The organism is Mesorhizobium sp. M4B.F.Ca.ET.017.02.2.1 (genome assembly GCF_003998955.1).
Taxonomy (GTDB): domain Bacteria; phylum Pseudomonadota; class Alphaproteobacteria; order Rhizobiales; family Rhizobiaceae; genus Mesorhizobium; species Mesorhizobium abyssinicae.
The window spans coordinates 1-17089 of the sequence record NZ_RZOF01000027.1; the positions used below are offsets into that span (position 1 = coordinate 1).

Here is a 17089-nt window from a genome sequence, read left to right on the forward strand (position 1 = left end):
AGTGGGGGAGATGTCCGGCAGGACAGAGGGGGACGCCGTAGGGCGCAAACCTTCGCGATTGGCTCTCGCAGCAGCCTTCGCATCCCTCCCCACTTCCGCCTTCGCCCATGCCTCAGATCGCGGCCATGTCCTCCTCCTTCCCACCGGCTATTACGTCGCCGGAGGCGCGCTCGCGGTCGCCGTCAGCTTCCTTGTCCTGGCCCTGCTGCCGCCCGCAGCCCTCGATCGCTTGTGGCGCCGGCGCCTGCCGCTCTTTGCCCTCGGTGACGCCTCGCACGATCGTCAGCGTGATATCTTTTGCCGGCTTCGTAATCCTCCTTGCCGCCGGCCTGTTCGGCAGCCGCGATCCGCTGTCCAACCCGCTGCCGCTCGTCATATGGACGCTGCTCTGGGTGGGCTTGGCCTTGTTGCAGGGCGCGCTCGGCGATCTCTGGTCGTGGCTGAACCCCTGGTACGGACCGTGGCGGGTCGTCAGCCGCCTGATCGGACGCGGCGGTGAACAGGACGGACGCTTGCCCGCATGGCTAGCCTGCTGGCCGGCCGTCGGGCTGTTCTTCGCCTTCGCCTGGTTCGAGTTGATCGACCCGGCGCCCGACGACCCGGCCCGGCTGGCATACGCCGCCGGCCTCTACTGGCTGCTGAATTTCATCCTGATGCTCGTCTTCGGCCATCGCGAATGGAGCCGGCGCGGCGAGTTCCTGAGCGTGTTCTTCGCCATGGTCGCGCGCTTTGCTGTTGTGGAGCGCGATGCGAAGTGCCGCCTCAGTCTCTGCTGGCCGGGCGCCAAACTGCTCTCCGCCGAGCCGTTGCCGACAGCCGGCATCGCCTTCCTGCTGCTTGCGCTGTCCTCGGTCTCCTTCGACGGCCTGTCGAAAACCTTCTTCTGGCTCGGCCTGTTCGGCGTCAATCCGCTGGAGTTTCCCGGGCGCACCGCGCTGATCGGCATCGGCAGCTTCGGCCTTGTCCTGACCCTCGTCCTGCTGGCAGCGGTGTTCGCGCTTGCCGTCCATGTCGGCCAGCGCCTCGCCGGCGACCGGCATTCATTCGCGCAAGCCGCCGGCTTGCTGGTCTGGTCTATCGTGCCGATCGCGCTCGCCTACCATTTCGCCCACTACCTGACGGCGCTGCTCGTCGACTGCCAATATGCGCTGGCCGCCCTGTCCGATCCGTTCGCGCTCGGCTGGAACCTGTTCGGCACCGCCGACATGGAAGTCGAAGCCGGCGTGGTCGCCGGCGCCGACTCGGCCTGGTGGCTGTGGAATCTCCAGGCCGGCGTCATCATCCTTGGCCATATGCTGGCCGTCCTCGTCGCCCACGGTCTGGCCTGGCGGCTGCATCCGGCCGCGGCGCGCGCGGCGCTCAGCCAGCTGCCGCTCACCGTGCTGATGATCGCCTATACCGTCTTTGGCCTTTGGCTGCTTGCCACGCCGACCGCCGGGTGAAAAAGGCGGCCTCATTGCCTGTCGGGAAGTACGCTTGCCACGTCGAGGCTTTGGTGATTTAGTTTGTACACATGCAATTTTTGCCTCGTTACAGCCATTGGTCAAAACTCAAAAAACAGGGGAACTGCCGTGTCTGACAAGAATGGGTTTTTCGATCTTTCCAAGACCACTCTTTCGCGCCGCACCGCGCTGAAGGGCCTCGCCGCCGGCGCCGGCCTTGCCGTCGCGCCGGGCTTCGTCCGCTACAGCCAGGCGCAGAGCTCGGCGCCGGTCAAGATCGGCTTCCAGTCGCACCGCACCGGCATCGGCGCCGCCTATGGCCGCTGGTACGAGAAGACGAGCGCCGCAGCGGTCAAGGCCATCAACGATGCCGGCGGCATCAATGGCCGCCAGGTTGAGCTGGTCATCGAGGATGACGGCACCGATCCCGCCCGTGGCGCCGAGGTTGTCGGCAAGTTCGCAACCCAGCACAAGACCGACATCGTCTTCGGCACCTTGTTCTCGCATGTCGTCATCGGCTCGGCACCCGCCGCCGGCGAGAACAAGATCCCCTATTTCGTCGTCAGCGAAGGTCACCACGTCGCCTCGACCAAGCTCAACCGCTACGTCTTCCAGCCCGGCATCACCGACGTGAAGAGCCAGATCCAGTCGATGGCGCCGTGGATCGCGGCTAATGCCGGCAAGAAGGTGACGCAGATCTTTCCCGACTTCGCCTTCGGCTACGACCATCGCGACTACCTGCCGCCGGCACTGAAGGCACAGGGCGCCGACGTCATCGCCCAGATCGCCATCCCGCCGACGGAGTCGTCCTTCACCAAATACTTCCCGCAGATCCCGGCCGAGACCGAGGTGATCTATCACGTCATGGTCGGCCCGGCCGTGCTCACCTTCGTCAAGGAGCTCGGCGAATTCTACGGCTCGTCGCGGCCGCAGCTCTTCGGCTTCATGGATTCGCTCGAGGCGACCGACATCAACAGCCCCGGCCTCGAGTTCCTCGACGGCAGCCATTTCTGGGAAGGCTCGCCGCGCTATGCGCAGGCGGACGATTCCGCCGCCCAGAAGGCCTATCGCGCCGCTGTCGGCATCGACGACAATGGCGCCGCCGTCGGCGATGCCAAGGACGTCTCCACCGCCTCGCACATGTTCGGCTGCTGGGAAACGCTCTATGTCGTCAAGAAGGCGATGGAGGATGCCGGCTACAAGGGGCCCGAGGATCGCGCCAAGCTGGTCGAGGCGACCGAGGCGCTGAAGGAGTTCGCCGAAGGGCCGGAGCATCCGCAGGGTCCGAAGACCTTCAACGGCAAGATCCACCAGTGCTTCGGTATCCAGAACATCTCCAAGGTCGAGGGCGGCAAGCTCAAGGTGGTGCACAAGACGAAGATCGAGGACGGCCTCTACGAGGCCGAGGGGGATTACACGACGCAGGCGCTGTGACTTTGCGCCGACAAGCGTGAGCGCCAAGCCACCCCTCTCTGTCCTGCCGGACATCTCCCCCTCAAGGGGGGAGATCAGCAGCTCATGCGAAGGCGGCACTCTGTCGACCTTTGCGATTGGCGAAAGCGATAGGGAGAGCCAATCTCCCCCCTTGAGGGGGGTGAGGAGCGGTCCGCGAAGCGGGCGGGAAGCCAATTGCTTGGCTTTCCGAGCGACGAACGCCCGGAGCGATAGCGCAGGGCCGGGCCCGGCAGGGCAGAGAGGGGTGCGCTTGGCACCTGCCTGCGTGTAGCATGCATTTCGGACCCCATCTCCTCCTTGCGGCCCTCGAAGGCCTCGTCACTTCCGCCGTGCTGGCGCTGACGGCGCTTGGCCTGTCGCTGGTGTTCGGCGTCATGCGCGTCGTCAATGTCGCCCATGGCGAGTTCTTCATGCTGGGCGCGGTGCTGGCCTGGGCGATCTCGACCGCGATATCGGGCCATCCTGCACTCGGCTTCGCCGCCGCGCTGGTCATCGCGCCGCTCATCGTCGGCGCGGTTGCGCTGGTCGCCGAGCGGCTGGTGCTGCGCCGGCTCAATTACAATCCGGAAGCCACCATCGTCGCCACGATCGGTATGCTCTACATCATCCAGCAGCTGGCGCTGACCTTCTACGGCCCGGAGGCGCGCCCTGTCGAGCCGCCCTTCAGCTACCGCATCCTGCTGCCCTGGTTCGGCTATTCCGGCTACAAGCTGTCGGTGGTCGCGGCCTCCGCGCTGCTGCTCGTCGCCACCTGGCTGGTGCTGACACGGACCAAGGTTGGGCTGCTGATGCGCGCCACCCAGTATGACAGCGAGACCGCGCAAGCCTTCGGCATTCCGGTCGACCGCGTCTATGGCGGCGTCTTCGCCCTCGGCGCCATGCTGGCGGCAATAGCCGCGGTGCTGATCGTGCCGATCAGCCAGGCGCATTATCTGATGGGTCAGGACCCGCTGCTTTTGTCCTTCATCGTCGTCATCATCGGCGGCCTCGGCTCATTGCGCGGCACCCTCGTCGCCGCAGTGCTGATCGGCCTGTCGGACGGCATCATCTCGATGTTCTTCTCGCCAACTCTGGCCAAGATCATCGCCACACTTGTCGTTGCCATGGTGCTGGTGTTCCGGCCGCAAGGCCTGTTCGGGGCGGCCTCGCGATGACGGAAGCTTCGCCGGCAAAGGCCTATTTGCTGCATCTCGGCGTCATCGCCCTGCTCTTCGCGCTGAGCTTCGTGCTGCCGGATTATCATCACGGCCTCATCGCCCGCATCATGGTGCTGGCGGTGTTCGCCATGGGCTACAATCTGCTGTTCGGCTATGTCGGCCTGCTCAGCCTCGGCCATGCCATGTTCTTCGCCGCCGGCCTCTATGGTGCGGGCTTAAGCGTCTATCATCTCGGCTGGAGCGTGCCGGCCGCCTTCCTCGCCGGCATCGCCTGCGGCGCGCTGCTGGCCCTGCTCATCGGTTTGCTGGCGCTGCGCACTTCCGGTGTGGCGTTCATGATCGTCACCATGATGTTCGCGCAGGTGTTTTCGCTGCTCATGCTCTATTTCGCCGTCTGGACCGGCGGCGACCAGGGTCTGGTCGTTCAGCAAGCGGCGCGGGTGCTGACCCTGGGCGGCACGACGCTCGACCTCACCAACCCGACCGTGCGCTACATGAGCGCGCTCTCGCTGTTCTCCATCGTCCTGCTGGCGACGCTTGCCGTCGTCCGCTCCCGCTATGGCCGCGTGCTGGTCGCCGTCCGCGAGAACGAGGAGCGGACGAAGATGCTCGGCTACGACACCTTCTCCAACAAGCTGGCCGCCGTCGTCGTCTCCGGCACCATCTGCGCGGCCTCCGGCGCGGCCTACGCGCTTTTGTTCGGCTATGTCGGCTCGAGCTTCGCCTCGGTGCAATATTCGATCCTGCCGCTGCTCTGGGTGCTGCTCGGCGGCGCCGCCACTGCGCTCGGCCCCCTCATCGGCACGCTGTTCATGTACTATGTCATCGACATCACCAGCGGCTTCACCTCCGCCTATCTGCTGATCGTCGGCGTCGCGCTCATCCTTCTGGTGCTGTTCTTCCCCAAGGGGATCATGGGCAGCATCCGCCAGCGCTGGCTCGGGTGGCTGCCATGATGCCGCTTTTGACCACCAGGGGCCTGTCCCGCAATTTCGGCGGCCTGCGCGCCGTCGACAATGTCGACTTCGCCCTGATGCCGGGCGAAATCCGCGCCGTCATCGGCCCCAACGGCGCCGGCAAGACCACCTTCGTCAGCCTGGTCAGCGGACGTATCCCTCCTTCGTCCGGGATGATCGTCTTCGACGGCGCCGACATCACCGGCCTGCCGGCCTACAGACGGGTTCGCCTTGGCGTCGCCTACACCTTCCAGATCACCAGCGTCTTCGCCAATCTTTCCGCCTACGACAATGTCGCGCTGCCGGTGCAGCGCACGCTGACCGACGGCCGCTCCAAGGGCGCGGTCAAGGCCGGCGTCATGGCCGCGCTCGAGCGAACCGGGCTTGCCGATCGCGCCCATATGCCGGCGGGCCAGCTCTCCTATGGCCACCAGCGGCTGCTCGAAGTGGCGATGGGCCTGGCGCTCAAGCCGCGCCTCCTGATCCTCGACGAGCCGACGCAAGGCCTGGCTGACAGCGAGATCGACAATTTCATCGAGCTGGTGCGCGAGATCGCCAAAAGCGCCACCGTGCTCCTGATCGAGCACAATATGCCGGTCGTCATGCAACTCGCCGACCGCATCACAGTCTTCAATGCCGGCCGCATCCTCGCCGAAGGCACGCCGGAGCAGGTGCGCGAGAACCGCCAGGTGCAGGACGCCTATCTCGGGGCCGGCCATGACTGAGGCGGGGTCCAAGGCGCTGGCCATCTCCGGGCTCGACTGCTTCTACGGCGAGGTCCAGGTCCTCTACGGGCTCGACCTCGTGCTCGAGAAGGGCGAGGTGCTTTGCCTGTTCGGCCGCAATGGCGCCGGCAAGACGACGACGCTGAAGGCGATCATGGGCCTGGTTCCGGCGGCCGCCGGTTCGATCAGGCTGGACGGCACGGAGCTGACCGGCCTGGCGGCGCACGACGTGCCGAAAGCCGGCGTCGCCTATGTGCCGCAGGGCAGGCGATTGTTCGCCGAGATGACGGTGGCGGAAAACATCGAGATCGGCCTGATGGCGCGCGGCAGGGGCAAGGCCGTGCGGGAAAATGTCCTCGACCTTTTTCCATTGCTGCGCCAGCGCCTCAGGCAGCGCTCCGGCACGCTGTCCGGCGGCGAGCAGCAGATGCTGGCCATGGCGCGCGCGCTCTGCCTCGAACCGCAGGTGCTGCTGCTCGACGAGCCGACCGAAGGGCTGATGCCGTCGATGATCGCCAAGATCCGCGAGACGGTGGCCAAGCTGCGCGAGCGCGGCGTCTCCACCATTTTGGTCGAGCAGCGCGTCGATGCGGTTCTTTCGGTCGCCGACCGCGTCTGCTTCATCGAGAACGGCCGCAACCGCGAGACGGTCGATGTCGAGCAATTGCGCGCCGATCCGTCGGCGGTGCGGCGCTATGTGGGGGTGGGTTGAGGCGGGCGGCGCTTCAAGCCCTAAGCGTCCAGCGCGCCGATTGCTTTCGCGCGTGCAAATGCCAGGCCGGCAATTGCGAGATCGCCGACCGCCATGCCACGAAAAACGAATGCTGTTCGCTCACGCGCGCCTTGGCGACCCGGCACGTCGCCACTGACCAAACCCGTCAAGTCGCCGGCAACGAGTTCGGGCCTCACCATCGGCTTGCTCATCTGCGCCTCTTGCGCCAGATCGTCTATGACGATGCGATCGAAGATGGCCATGCTTTCAGGCACCCAGGGCAGGGCCAGATCGGTCATGGTGGCGAAGGCTCCGGTCTGCAGCCATCGCGCATCCAGAAACGGAGCGGGCTCGGGTATCAATGTGACTGTCGTCACCACGATGTCGGCGGATTCGACCGCCGCCTTGGCAGTATCGCTCGCTACCGCGGTCAGACCACGCGCCTCGGCCATCCGACACAGTGCTTCACCACTGGCTTTGCTGCGAGCAAAGGCTCGGATCTCCTGCAGCGGAAAAAGATCGGCCAGAACTTCGAGATGAGCACGCGCCTGCACGCCGCATCCGATGAACGCGACGCACGCCGAGTCGGCGCGGGCCAGACGCCTGGCCGCTACCGCGCTCAGCCCAGCCGTGCGCTTCGAAGTCACCCAATTGCCGTCGACCAAGGCAAGCGGCAGTCCTGTCTCAGCGTCGAGAAGGGTGACCAGCGAGTTCAGCGTTGCAAGTCCCCGCTCGGAGTTGCGGGGATTGACCACCAGCGACTTGGTGGCCAGTACCCGGGGTTCGGTCGCGACGGCGAGAGTAGCCATGATGTAGCGGTCGTCGCCCGGCAGTACCACCGCCTTCGGCGCACACCATACTTCGCCTCGCCTCTGACCGATGATCTGCCGCTCGATTTCGTCGACCACGTCGGACGTGGAAATCGCCAAGCTGTCCAGGAATTCGGCTGACAGATAGGGCAGGCTCTCGGCTTTGATGGTCATCGTCGCCCCAAGAATAGCTTGCGTTCGATAAGCATTCCTCAGGTTCAATCGAACCTATCCCGCACCTCGCTTGGCTAATAGCAGAAATTGCTGACCGCGCATACGCAAGCGCTATCGGCCGCCAGCGACCCCCATGCCGGTGGCCGCCGAACTCAACCGAAGAACAGAAATCCCGCGATCAGAAACGTCGGGATCAGCACCGTTCCCGACCACGCCATATAGCCGAAGAAGCCCGGCATCTTCACGCCGCGATGCCTGGCAATCGCATAGACCATGAAGTTCGGCGCATTGCCGATATAGGTGTTGGCGCCCATGAACACCGCGCCTGCCGAGATCGCCGCAAGCGTGGTTGCGAATTCGCCCATCAGGCGCTGTGGATCGCCGCCGGCAAGCTCGAAGAACACCAGGTAGGTCGGCGCATTGTCGAGAAAGGACGACAGCGCTCCGGTCAGCCAGAAATAGGCGAGGTCGTTGGGCTGGCCGGAATCGGAGGTGACAAGCGCGACCAGCGGCGCCAGCGCGCCATCATGGCCGGCTCTCAGGATGGCGATCACCGGCACGATTGCGATGAAGATGCCGGCAAACAGTTTCGCCACCTCGGCGATCGGCCCCCAGGTGAAGCCGTTCGCCTCGCGATGGCTCTTGCGCGAGACGGCGAGCGAGGCGAACGCCAGCGCCAGGATGACGGCGTCGCGCGCCAGGTTCTGCAGCTCGAGCCCGACGCCGAAGATGGAAAAACTGACGCCCGGCTTCCAGGTTGCGGAGAGCAGGATCGCGCCGATGACGCCGGCCAGCAGCGGCAGGTTGGCGACGCCGCGCAGGCGCACGGTCTTGTCCGGCGTCGGATCCTTGATCTTCGGCATACCGGCCTCGCGTCGGTGCAGCATCGTGTCGATCGCCAGGAAGACCAGGAGTACCAGGCTGCCGGTGAACAGCGTCTCGCGCCAGAGATTGGCGGTCGTCCAGAAGAAGTCGACGCCGCGCAGGAAGCCGACGAACAGCGGCGGGTCGCCGAGCGGCGTCAGCGAGCCGCCGATGTTGGAAACCAGGAAGATGAAGAAGATCACGACATGCGCGTTGAACGGCCGGTTGTCATTGGCGCGCAGGATCGGCCGGATCAGGATCATCGAGGCGCCGGTCGTGCCGATCACCGAGGCAAGCAGCGCGCCGGCAAGCAGAAGCCCGGCGTTGAGCAGGGGCGTGCCGTGGATGTTACCGGCAAGCAGGATGCCGCCCGAAATCGTGTAGAGCGCGAACAAAAGGATGATGAACGACATGTATTCGGTGAGCAGCGTGTGCAGCACCGCTTCCATGGCCGAAGGGATGCCGAAGGCGATCGCCAGCGGCATCACCACCAGTGCCGCCCAGCCGGCCGCGATCTTGCCGTAGTGATGCTCCCAGACATGGTGGAAGAGCAGGGGACCGGTGGCGATCGACAGCAGCAGGCCGGCAAATGGCAGCACCCACCAGAGCGACATCGCCGCGCCGGGCAGTTCGTGGTCCGCCGCTGCGAAGGCGAATTGGGGAAACAGAAGGGCAGCCAGGGCGGGTAGGCCTGCCGCCAGTGTCCTCGCCAATTGTTTGAAGCCCCCTCGACGCCCCACAGTCCGGTCAGTCCGACAAGTGGTCTTCGAGCACCACGCCGGCCTCGCGCATTCGCGTCAGCATCGCATTGACCGAGCCGTTGAGGTCGATGCCGCGGCAGGCGTCTAGCCGCACAGTTGTCTTGAAGCCCTGCTTCACGGCGTCCAGCGCCGAAAAGGCGACGCAGAAGTCGGTCGCCAGCCCGACCAGCGTCACCGTGTCGACGCCGCGTTCGCGCAGATAGCCGGCCAGGCCGGTCTGGGTGGTGTGATCGTTCTCGAAGAAGGCCGAGTAGCTGTCGATCGCCGGGCGGAACCCCTTGCGGATCACCAGCTCCGCCTTGGTCCAGGCAAGCCCGGAATGAAAGTCCGAGCCGAGGCTACCCTGGATGCAATGGTCGGGCCACAGCGTCTGCGGCCCGTAGGGCATCTCGATGGTCTCGAAGGGCTGCTTGCCGGGATGGCTGGAGGCGAAGCTCGAATGGCCGGCGGGGTGCCAGTCCTGCGTCAGCACGACGTGGTCGGTTCGCCGGATCAGGTCGTTGACCAGCGGCACGATCTCGTCGCCGCCGGCCACCGCCAGCGCGCCGCCCGGGCAGAAGTCGTTCTGCAGGTCGATGACAACAAGCGCTTCGTCGGCCATGGGGCCTCCTTCTCGTCTCGGCGTAGGCTTTGATAGAATGCCGCTGTCGCGACCGGACGCAGAAACTCGACCAGATGGCGGGCGGCGTCAACCTCCAGCGGCATAACAATCGCGTGGAGACCGTCAGCCTGTGCGGCGACAGGAAACTCCGGCTTTGACAATTCCTGCCGACTTGATATCATTTGCATACGAATGAATTTTGGCCGGTGGGACGCCGGCAGGTTCCCTCGCAAGGGCCCCTTTCTGGGAAGGCAAAGCGTGATCCGTTACGCGAAACCCACCACGGTCGACGAGGCGCTCGCCTTGCTTGGCGAGGATCGCTGGCGAATCCTGGCCGGCGGCACGGACTTTTACCCGGCGCAAGGCAACAAGCCGTTTCGCGACAACATCCTCGACATCAACGCCCTGACAGCGCTGCGAGGAATCGCGGAAAGCGAGGCGCATTGGCGGATCGGCGCGCGCACCACCTGGACCGATCTCGTCCGTCATCCGCTTCCGGCGGCCTTCGATGCGCTGAAGGCGGCGGCGCGGGATGTCGGCTCCGTGCAGATCCAGAATGTCGCCTCCATCGCCGGCAATCTCTGCAACGCTTCGCCCGCCGCCGATGGCGTGCCGGCGCTGCTGGTGCTCGACGCCGATGTCGAGTTGCGGTCGGCGAAGGCGACGCGGCATCTGCCGCTCGGCGCGTTCATTCTCGGCAATCGCCGCACCGCCCTGGCATCGGGCGAGATGGTCACCGCCATTCGCATCCCGAAACCGGCGGCTGCCGGCACATCTGCCTTCGTCAAGCTCGGCGCCCGACGCTATCTGGTCATCTCCATCGCCATGGCGGCGGCGCGCCTTGTCATCGACGATGGCGCCGTCGCTGAAGCGGCCATCGCCGTCGGCGCCTGCTCAGCGGTCGCCAGGCGGCTCGCGGGCGTCGAGGCGGCCTTGCTCGGCCTGCCGGCCGACGAAGCCCTTGCCGGCGCGGTGCTCGCCGCGCCGATCGACGAACTGTCGCCGATCGGCGATGTGCGCGGCAGCGCCGAATACCGGCTCGATGCGGCGCGCGAGATCGTCGTCCGCGCGGTCGCCGGCGCCATAGGCCACGCTGCTGGCGACAAGGTGGCCGCATGAGCCAGGTTCAGCCTCTTGTGAGCGTAGACCAGTCCGGCACGGGCATGGACCGCGCCGACATCGCCTTCGAGGTCAATGGCGCCGCCGTCAGCGTCTCCGTGCCGCCGGTCCGCCGCCTTTCCCAGGTGCTGCGCGACGAATTGGGGCTGACCGGCACCAAGGTCGGCTGCGATGCCGGCGATTGCGGCGCCTGCACCGTGCTGGTCGACGGCAACCCGGTCTGCGCCTGCCTGGTGCCGGCGGCCTCCGTGTCGGGCGCGACCGTGACCACGGTCGAGGGTCTTGCCAATGGCCGGCTGTCGGCGCTGCAGGCTTCCTTCCTCGAGCACGGCGCGGCGCAATGCGGCATCTGTACGCCGGGCCTGCTGGTGGCGGCGACCGCGCTTCTCGAACGCAATCCGCAGCCCAGCGAGGCCGAGACCCAGGACGCGCTGGGCGGCGTGCTCTGCCGCTGCACCGGTTATCGGAAGATCGTGGCGGCGGTGATGGATGCCTGGCGCCACGTCGATGGGCTTGACCATCGCATGCCCGAGACGGGTCGCGCCGTCGGCGCCTCGCCGATCCGCCTCGATGGCGTGCCGAAGGTCACCGGCGATGAGAAATTCGGCGGCGACTCCTTTCCGGCCGATGCGCTCGCCGTGCTGGTGGTCCGCTCGCCGCACTATCATGCCCGCTTCGCCTTCGGCGACATCGGGGCCTGGGCGGACGCCCGTCCCGGCATCGCCGGCGTCTTCACCGCCGCCGACATTGCGGGCCACAACTGCTTCGGCGTCATCGGTCCCTTTGCCGACCAGCCGGCGCTCGCGGAAGGCGTCGCGCGCTTTCGCGGCGAGGCGGTTGCGCTGGTGGCGGGCGAGCGCGAGACGATCCTCGATCTCGATCTGACGGATTTTCCGGTTTCATGGACCGAGCTGCCGCATGTCCTGCAGCCCTCGGATGCGAAAGCCGATGGTGCGGCGCTGCTGCACCAGCACCGTCCGGCGAACCTGCTCACCTCCGGCTTCGTCGAACGCGGCGATCCTGACGCAGCGCTTGCCGGCGCCGCCGTCACCGCGTCCGGCGCCGTCGAAACCTCCTATGTCGAGCACGCCTATATCGAGCCGGAAGCCGGCTATGCTTACATGGACGGCGACACGCTCGTCGTCGTCGCCTGCACCCAGGCGCCCTATATGGACCGTGACGACACGGCGAAGGTGCTCGGTCTTCCCGTCGACAAGGTGCGCATCGTGCCGACCGCCACCGGCGGCGGCTTCGGCTCCAAGCTCGACGTCTCGCTGCAGCCGCTGATCGGCCTGGTGGCGATGAAGACCGGCCGGCCGGCGGCCCTCGCCTTCACCCGCAACGAATCGATGATCTCGACCACCAAGCGCCATCCCGCCGAGATGCAAGCGACCGTCGGCGCCGATGCCGAAGGCCGCGTCACCGGCATGGTCTTTTCCGGCGATTTCAACACCGGCGCCTATGCCAGCTGGGGGCCGACGGTCGCCAATCGCGTTCCGGTGCATGCCTCCGGCCCCTATTTGACGCCGAACTACCGTGCCGAGGGTCGCGCCATCCACACCAACGGCCCGATCTCCGGTGCTTTCCGTGGCTTCGGCGTGCCGCAGGCGACGATCATGCAGGAGACGCTCTACGACGAGCTGGCCGGCAAGCTTGGGCTGGATCGCCTCGATTTCCGCTTGAAAAACTGCCTTCGTAACGGATCCGAAACGGTAACCGGGCAGCGCCTGGAATCGGGCGTCGGCATCGGCGAATGCCTGGAATCGCTTCGCCCGCATTGGGCCCGCGCGCTGGCCGAGGCCGAAGCGTTCAACGCCGCCAGCGAGGACAGAAAGCGCGGCGTTGGCGTCGCCTCCTGCTGGTATGGCTGCGGCAACACCTCGCTGCCCAACCCTTCGACCATCAAGGTCGGCATCTCGGCCGCGGGCGAGGTCGTGCTGCATCAGGGCGCCGTCGACATCGGCCAGGGATCGAACACCGTCATCACCCAGATCTGCGCCGATGCGCTCGGCCTGCCGCTGGACAAATTCCAACTGAAGAGCGCCGATACCGCGATCACGCCGGATGCCGGCAAGACGTCCGCCTCGCGCCAGACTTTCGTCACCGGCAAGGCGGCCGAGAAGGCCGGCAGGGGATTGCGCGAGAAGATCCTGCGCTTCGCCAATGTCTCTGACCGTGCGACCCTCGTGCTCGACGGCTTCAGCATCTTCATCCGCGAGGGCGACGCGGCACGGCGCATCGATCTGTCTGAGCTGAAGGCTGACGCCGCCGGCCTGGTCTTCGTGGCGCAAGAAACCTACGATCCGCCGACGCTGCCGCTGGACGCCAAGGGCCAGGGCAAGCCTTACGCCGTCTACGGCTACGGCGCGCAGATCGCCGAGCTCGAGGTCGATCTCAAGCTCGGCACCGTGAAGCTGATCAGGATCACCGCCGCGCACGATGTCGGCAAGGCGATCAACCCTGTGCTGGTCGAAGGCCAGATCGAGGGCGGCATCGCGCAAGGCATCGGCATGGCGCTGATGGAGGAATACATCCCCGGCCGCACCGAGAACCTGCACGACTATCTGATCCCGACCATCGGCGACGTGCCGCCGGTCGAGCACATATTGGTCGAGGTTCCGGACCCGGAAGGACCCTTCGGCGCCAAGGGCCTGGGCGAGCATGTGCTGATCCCGACCGCACCGGCGATCCTCAATGCCATCCGCCACGCCACCGGCGTTCTGGTCACCAAGGTGCCGGCGACGCCGGCCCGCATCCGCGCGGCGATCCGCGACAAGGAGGCACGCCGATGAGCGAGCTTGCCGAACGTTTCGAAACCCACGATCCCGGCGAGAAGCAGGTGGCGGAGAAGATCCGCTGCGATGCCTGCCCGGTCATGTGCTACATCGCCGACGGCCGCACCGGCGCTTGCGACCGCTATGGCAATGTCGGCGGCCGCATCGTGCGCATGGATCCGCTGACCATCCTCGACCATGCCACCGAGACCGGTGGCGTGGTCGTGCCGTTCGTCGCCGAGGGCGAGGCCTGGAACGGCGAGCTGGTCAACACTGGGCGCCGCTTCGTCACCGCGATCGGCGCCGGCACCACCTATCCCGACTACAAGCCGGCGCCCTTCATCGTCAGCCAGGAGGTCGAGGGCGTCGATCTCGTCACCGTCGTTACCGAGGGCATCTTCTCCTACTGCGGCGTCAAGGTGAAGATCGACACCGACCGCCACATCGGCGACGAGACGGCGACGGTACGCTCGGAAGGCGAGGCGATCGGCCACGTCACGACAGGCGAATACGGCTCGCAGATGCTGTCGCTCGGCGGCGTGCATCACCTGACCGGCGGCTCCAAGCAGGAAGGTCGCGCCACATGCGACGCGCTGCTCAACCTCTGCAACCGCAAGCCGGTCGAGCTTACCATCGATGGCGGCGCGACGGTCATCGTCGAGGCCGGCAAGGCGCCGGTCATCGACGGCAAGGTCGAGCATCGCATGCGCGTCGGCTGCGGCTCGGCCACCATCGGCATGTTCGCCACGCAATGGCGCGGGCTGGTCGACGAGGTGGTGGTGGTCGACGACCACATCACCGGCGTCGTTTCCGAGCACCAGGCCGGCAAGGTGCTGGGCTGGCAGGACACCGGCATCAAGATCATCGGCCGCCGCTCGACGCCTGGCCGCTACTTCAAGGTTTCGGAGCCCGGCCTCGGCTGGGGCGGCACCTCGATCTCCGACCCGCTGTCGATCCTGGGCGACTGGAACGCCAAGAAGGGCGCGCGGCCCGGCCTGTCGCTGCTGATGGTTTCCACCACCGGCGAGCAGTTTGCCTACTACGAGCTCGACGATGACCTGAAGCCGGTCGAAAAGCCGTTCCCCGAACGGCTGCAGAAATCCGTCGGCCTGATCGAGGACAATTGCGAGCCGGCGCTCTGCACGGTGCTGTTCATCGGCGGCGCCGGCGGCTCGCTGCGCGCCGGCGTCACCGAGAACCCGGTCAACCTGACCCGCTCGGTGCAGGGCCTGAAGACTTACGTGACCGTCGGCGGCGCGCCGGTCTATGTCTGGCCGGGCGGCGGCATCACGCTGATGGTCGACGTCACCCGCGTGCCGGAAGGCGCCTTCGGCTATGTGCCGACGCCGGCGCTGGTGGCGCCGATCGAATTCACCTTGCGCCGCGACGACTATGTCAGGCTGGGCGGCTACGAGGCAGAGATCCGCAGCGTCGGAGATATCCTTGCGAAGGGTGGCGAGTACCTCAACCCGCGCCACGGCACCGGCGCTCCCGTCAACAATCCCTGGCCGCCGCTGGCGCAGTTGCGGCGGGCAGCGGCGAACGGGGCCGGAGGATGAACAGCCCGCAGGCGCATTGGCTTGCCGACGGCAGGCGGCTCCATCTCAACCATGGGCCGATCGACCTGATCGTCGAGGCCTTTGGCGAGCCGGATGAATGCCGGGCCGCCTACACCCAGGCCGTCGCGCGGTTCGAGACCATCCTGATTGAGTTGGTCAAGGAGCTTCCCGAATTGCGGCTCCCGGCATTTTTCCTGGCGCCGCGCGATTTCGCGGGGCCGACGGCGCGCCGCATGGAAGCAGCCGTCATGCCGCTGGCGGAATGCTTTATCACCCCGATGGCCGCTGTTGCCGGTTCGGTAGCCGACGAAATTCTGGCGGCGCTGCTCGCCGGCCGCCGGCTGGACCGCGCCTATGTCAACAATGGCGGTGATTGCGCCCTCCATCTCAGCAGCGGCCAGTCGATGATATCGGCCATTGCCGGCACCGGGCATGGCATGGCCGATCGCGTTACCATACGCGCCGAGGATGGCGTTCGCGGCGTGGCGACCAGCGGCTGGCGCGGCCGTTCGTTTTCGCTGGGTATCGCCGATGCCGTCACCGTCCTGGCGCGGACCGGTGCCGACGCCGATGCCGCCGCAACGCTCGTCGCCAACGCCGTCGACCTGCCCGGTCACCCTGCGGTCGAACGGGCGCTGGCGCGCGATCTCGCGCCCGACAGCGATCTCGGCGATCGGCTGGTGACGCAGGGCGTCGGCGCGCTTTCGCCGGGCGAAGTGGCGCGGGCGCTGGACAACGGGCTTGCCGTCGCCGAAGATTTTCGCCGGCGCGGCCTGATATCGGCCTCGGCGCTGTTCCTTGCCGGTGAGACACGCATCAGTGGTTCGGTGGCGCTCGCCGCGCCCAACAAGCATACAGCGAAGGAAACTGCCCATGCCTGAATTCCCGATCCGCAAGATCGCCGTCCTGACCGAAGAGATTTTTCACGATGGCGGTCCAGTCGCGGCAGCGCCACGCCGCCGTGCCGCTGCCTTGGCGGTGGTGAAGAACCCCTTCGCCGGCCGCTACGTCGAAGATCTGCAGAGCGCCATGGACGACCTGAAGCCGCTCGGGCTGCTGCTGGCCGATCGGCTGATTGCGGCGCTTGGCGGCGACGTCAAGCAGATCGACGGCTACGGCAAGGGCGCCATCGTCGGCTCCGCCGGCGAACTGGAGCACGGCGCGCTGTGGCATGTGCCGGGCGGCTACGCCATGCGCGAGCGGCTCGGCGATGCCAAGGCGATCGTGCCGTCGGCCAAGAAGGTGGGCGCCTTCGGTTCGCGGCTCGACGTGCCGCTCGGCCACATCAACGCCGCCTATGTGCGCAGCCATTTCGACGCCATGGAGGTCGGCATAAGCGATGGGCCGCGTCCCGACGAGATCCTGTTTTGCCTCGCCATGACCTGCGGCCCGCGCGTGCACGACCGCATGGGCGGCCTCGCGGCCAAGGACATCAAGGCATGGGACGGGCTGAGATGAGCGGCGAGGACAATCTGCTGCGGCTGGTCGAAGCCGAGGAGCCGGACGAGAACGGCTATCACCTGCAGGACCAGGTCGGTTTCATCCTGCGCAAGGCGCATCAGCGCCATGTGGCGATCTTCGCCTCGCAGATCGGCGATCTGACGCCGCCGCAATTCGCGGCTTTGGCCAAGCTCCACGACATAGGCGAGACCTCGCAGAACCAGCTCGGCACGCTGATCGCGATGGATGCCGCCACCGTGAAGGGCGTCATCGACCGGCTGAAGGCGCGCGGCCTGGTCGAGCTTTCCAAGCACGAGGTCGACAAGCGCCGCCTGCTGGTCAATTTGACGGCGCAAGGCCGCGAGGCGATCGAGCGGCTGATCCCGCTTGCCCGCGCCATCACCGAGGAGACGCTGGCGCCGCTATCGGCCAAGGAAGCCGCCACCTTCATGCGCCTGCTGGCCAAGCTGGCCTAACCGGCAGCGGCGGTTCCTGGATACGAAAAAGCCCGGCGCGAAGCCGGGCTTTTTTCTGGATCCTG

General features: G+C 66.5%; 14 protein-coding genes and 1 pseudogene. 12 read left to right on the forward strand and 3 right to left on the reverse strand.

All coding sequences use genetic code 11. The annotated features are described in order from the left end of the window. Positions 1-10: 10 nt before the first annotated feature. The 6 genes and pseudogenes from EN738_RS05890 (at position 11) to EN738_RS05920 (ending at position 6447) form a co-directional block, all read left to right on the forward strand. A pseudogene (locus EN738_RS05890) lies at positions 11-1442 on the forward strand (hypothetical protein). A gap of 129 nt (positions 1443-1571) precedes the next feature. Next, positions 1572-2876, forward strand: a complete 1305-nt coding sequence (locus EN738_RS05895) for an ABC transporter substrate-binding protein (protein WP_127282891.1) — start codon at positions 1572-1574, stop codon at positions 2874-2876. Between the two features lie 293 nt (positions 2877-3169). Further along, positions 3170-4051: a branched-chain amino acid ABC transporter permease gene (locus EN738_RS05905; protein WP_127282893.1), complete on the forward strand. Its 882-nt coding sequence runs from the start codon at positions 3170-3172 to the stop codon at positions 4049-4051. Beyond that, a complete protein-coding gene (locus EN738_RS05910) occupies positions 4048-5010 on the forward strand; it encodes a branched-chain amino acid ABC transporter permease (RefSeq protein WP_127282894.1) in 963 nt (320 codons plus the stop codon). Before EN738_RS05905 ends, EN738_RS05910 begins: the two co-directional genes overlap by 4 nt. Continuing rightward, complete coding sequence (locus EN738_RS05915) at positions 5007-5735, forward strand: ABC transporter ATP-binding protein (protein ID WP_127282895.1); 729 nt, start codon at positions 5007-5009, stop codon at positions 5733-5735. The genes EN738_RS05910 and EN738_RS05915 overlap by 4 nt, the downstream gene beginning before the upstream one ends. After that, on the forward strand, positions 5728-6447 hold the full coding sequence (locus EN738_RS05920; RefSeq protein ID WP_127282896.1) for an ABC transporter ATP-binding protein: 720 nt from the start codon (positions 5728-5730) through the stop codon (positions 6445-6447). Before EN738_RS05915 ends, EN738_RS05920 begins: the two co-directional genes overlap by 8 nt. Before the next feature lie 20 nt (positions 6448-6467). On the opposite strand, the gene EN738_RS05925 is transcribed toward EN738_RS05920, so the two are convergent. From EN738_RS05925 to pncA, 3 genes are all read right to left on the reverse strand, one after another. After that, complete coding sequence (locus tag EN738_RS05925) at positions 6468-7430, reverse strand: ornithine cyclodeaminase family protein (RefSeq protein ID WP_127282897.1); 963 nt, start codon at positions 7428-7430, stop codon at positions 6468-6470. Positions 7431-7582: 152 nt separating this feature from the next. Then, positions 7583-8908 carry a sodium:proton antiporter gene (locus EN738_RS05930; RefSeq protein WP_348629074.1) on the reverse strand — a complete coding sequence of 442 codons (1326 nt, stop codon included), beginning with the start codon at positions 8906-8908 and terminating at the stop codon, positions 7583-7585. A 133-nt stretch (positions 8909-9041) separates the two neighbouring features. Continuing rightward, on the reverse strand, positions 9042-9656 hold the full coding sequence (gene pncA, locus EN738_RS05935) for a bifunctional nicotinamidase/pyrazinamidase (RefSeq protein WP_127282898.1): 615 nt from the start codon (positions 9654-9656) through the stop codon (positions 9042-9044). A 258-nt stretch (positions 9657-9914) separates the two neighbouring features. Here pncA and EN738_RS05940 point away from each other — a divergent pair, with 258 nt between their 5' ends. From EN738_RS05940 to EN738_RS05965, 6 genes are read left to right on the forward strand one after another with little or no spacing between them, the layout of a single operon-like run. Continuing rightward, complete coding sequence (locus EN738_RS05940; RefSeq protein WP_127282899.1) at positions 9915-10775, forward strand: xanthine dehydrogenase family protein subunit M; 861 nt, start codon at positions 9915-9917, stop codon at positions 10773-10775. Beyond that, positions 10772-13567, forward strand: coding sequence for a molybdopterin-dependent oxidoreductase (locus EN738_RS05945; protein WP_127282900.1), 2796 nt, complete (start codon positions 10772-10774; stop codon positions 13565-13567). Before EN738_RS05940 ends, EN738_RS05945 begins: the two co-directional genes overlap by 4 nt. Beyond that, positions 13564-15108 carry a 6-hydroxynicotinate reductase gene (locus tag EN738_RS05950; protein WP_127282901.1) on the forward strand — a complete coding sequence of 515 codons (1545 nt, stop codon included), beginning with the start codon at positions 13564-13566 and terminating at the stop codon, positions 15106-15108. The genes EN738_RS05945 and EN738_RS05950 overlap by 4 nt, the downstream gene beginning before the upstream one ends. Continuing rightward, positions 15105-15989, forward strand: a complete 885-nt coding sequence (locus EN738_RS05955; protein ID WP_127282902.1) for a UPF0280 family protein — start codon at positions 15105-15107, stop codon at positions 15987-15989. The genes EN738_RS05950 and EN738_RS05955 overlap by 4 nt, the downstream gene beginning before the upstream one ends. Continuing rightward, a complete protein-coding gene (locus EN738_RS05960) occupies positions 15982-16566 on the forward strand; it encodes an amino acid synthesis family protein (RefSeq protein ID WP_127282903.1) in 585 nt (194 codons plus the stop codon). The genes EN738_RS05955 and EN738_RS05960 overlap by 8 nt, the downstream gene beginning before the upstream one ends. Then, the gene (locus EN738_RS05965; protein ID WP_127282916.1) at positions 16563-17024 is read left to right on the forward strand and encodes a MarR family transcriptional regulator; all 462 of its coding nucleotides are present in this window, start codon (positions 16563-16565) and stop codon (positions 17022-17024) included. Before EN738_RS05960 ends, EN738_RS05965 begins: the two co-directional genes overlap by 4 nt. Positions 17025-17089 lie beyond the last annotated feature (65 nt).

Coding starts and splice junctions, on each gene's coding strand:
- EN738_RS05950 (WP_127282901.1), top strand. CDS start 13,564: ATGAGCGAGCTTGCCGAACGTTTCGAAACCCACGATCCCGGCGAGAAG.
- EN738_RS05965 (WP_127282916.1), top strand. CDS start 16,563: ATGAGCGGCGAGGACAATCTGCTGCGGCTGGTCGAAGCCGAGGAGCCG.
- EN738_RS05910 (WP_127282894.1), top strand. CDS start 4,048: ATGACGGAAGCTTCGCCGGCAAAGGCCTATTTGCTGCATCTCGGCGTC.
- pncA (WP_127282898.1), bottom strand. CDS start 9,656: ATGGCCGACGAAGCGCTTGTTGTCATCGACCTGCAGAACGACTTCTGC.
- EN738_RS05925 (WP_127282897.1), bottom strand. CDS start 7,430: ATGACCATCAAAGCCGAGAGCCTGCCCTATCTGTCAGCCGAATTCCTG.
- EN738_RS05945 (WP_127282900.1), top strand. CDS start 10,772: ATGAGCCAGGTTCAGCCTCTTGTGAGCGTAGACCAGTCCGGCACGGGC.
- EN738_RS05955 (WP_127282902.1), top strand. CDS start 15,105: ATGAACAGCCCGCAGGCGCATTGGCTTGCCGACGGCAGGCGGCTCCAT.
- EN738_RS05930 (WP_348629074.1), bottom strand. CDS start 8,908: ATGTCGCTCTGGTGGGTGCTGCCATTTGCCGGCCTGCTGCTGTCGATC.
- EN738_RS05915 (WP_127282895.1), top strand. CDS start 5,007: ATGATGCCGCTTTTGACCACCAGGGGCCTGTCCCGCAATTTCGGCGGC.
- EN738_RS05905 (WP_127282893.1), top strand. CDS start 3,170: ATGCATTTCGGACCCCATCTCCTCCTTGCGGCCCTCGAAGGCCTCGTC.
- EN738_RS05960 (WP_127282903.1), top strand. CDS start 15,982: ATGCCTGAATTCCCGATCCGCAAGATCGCCGTCCTGACCGAAGAGATT.
- EN738_RS05920 (WP_127282896.1), top strand. CDS start 5,728: ATGACTGAGGCGGGGTCCAAGGCGCTGGCCATCTCCGGGCTCGACTGC.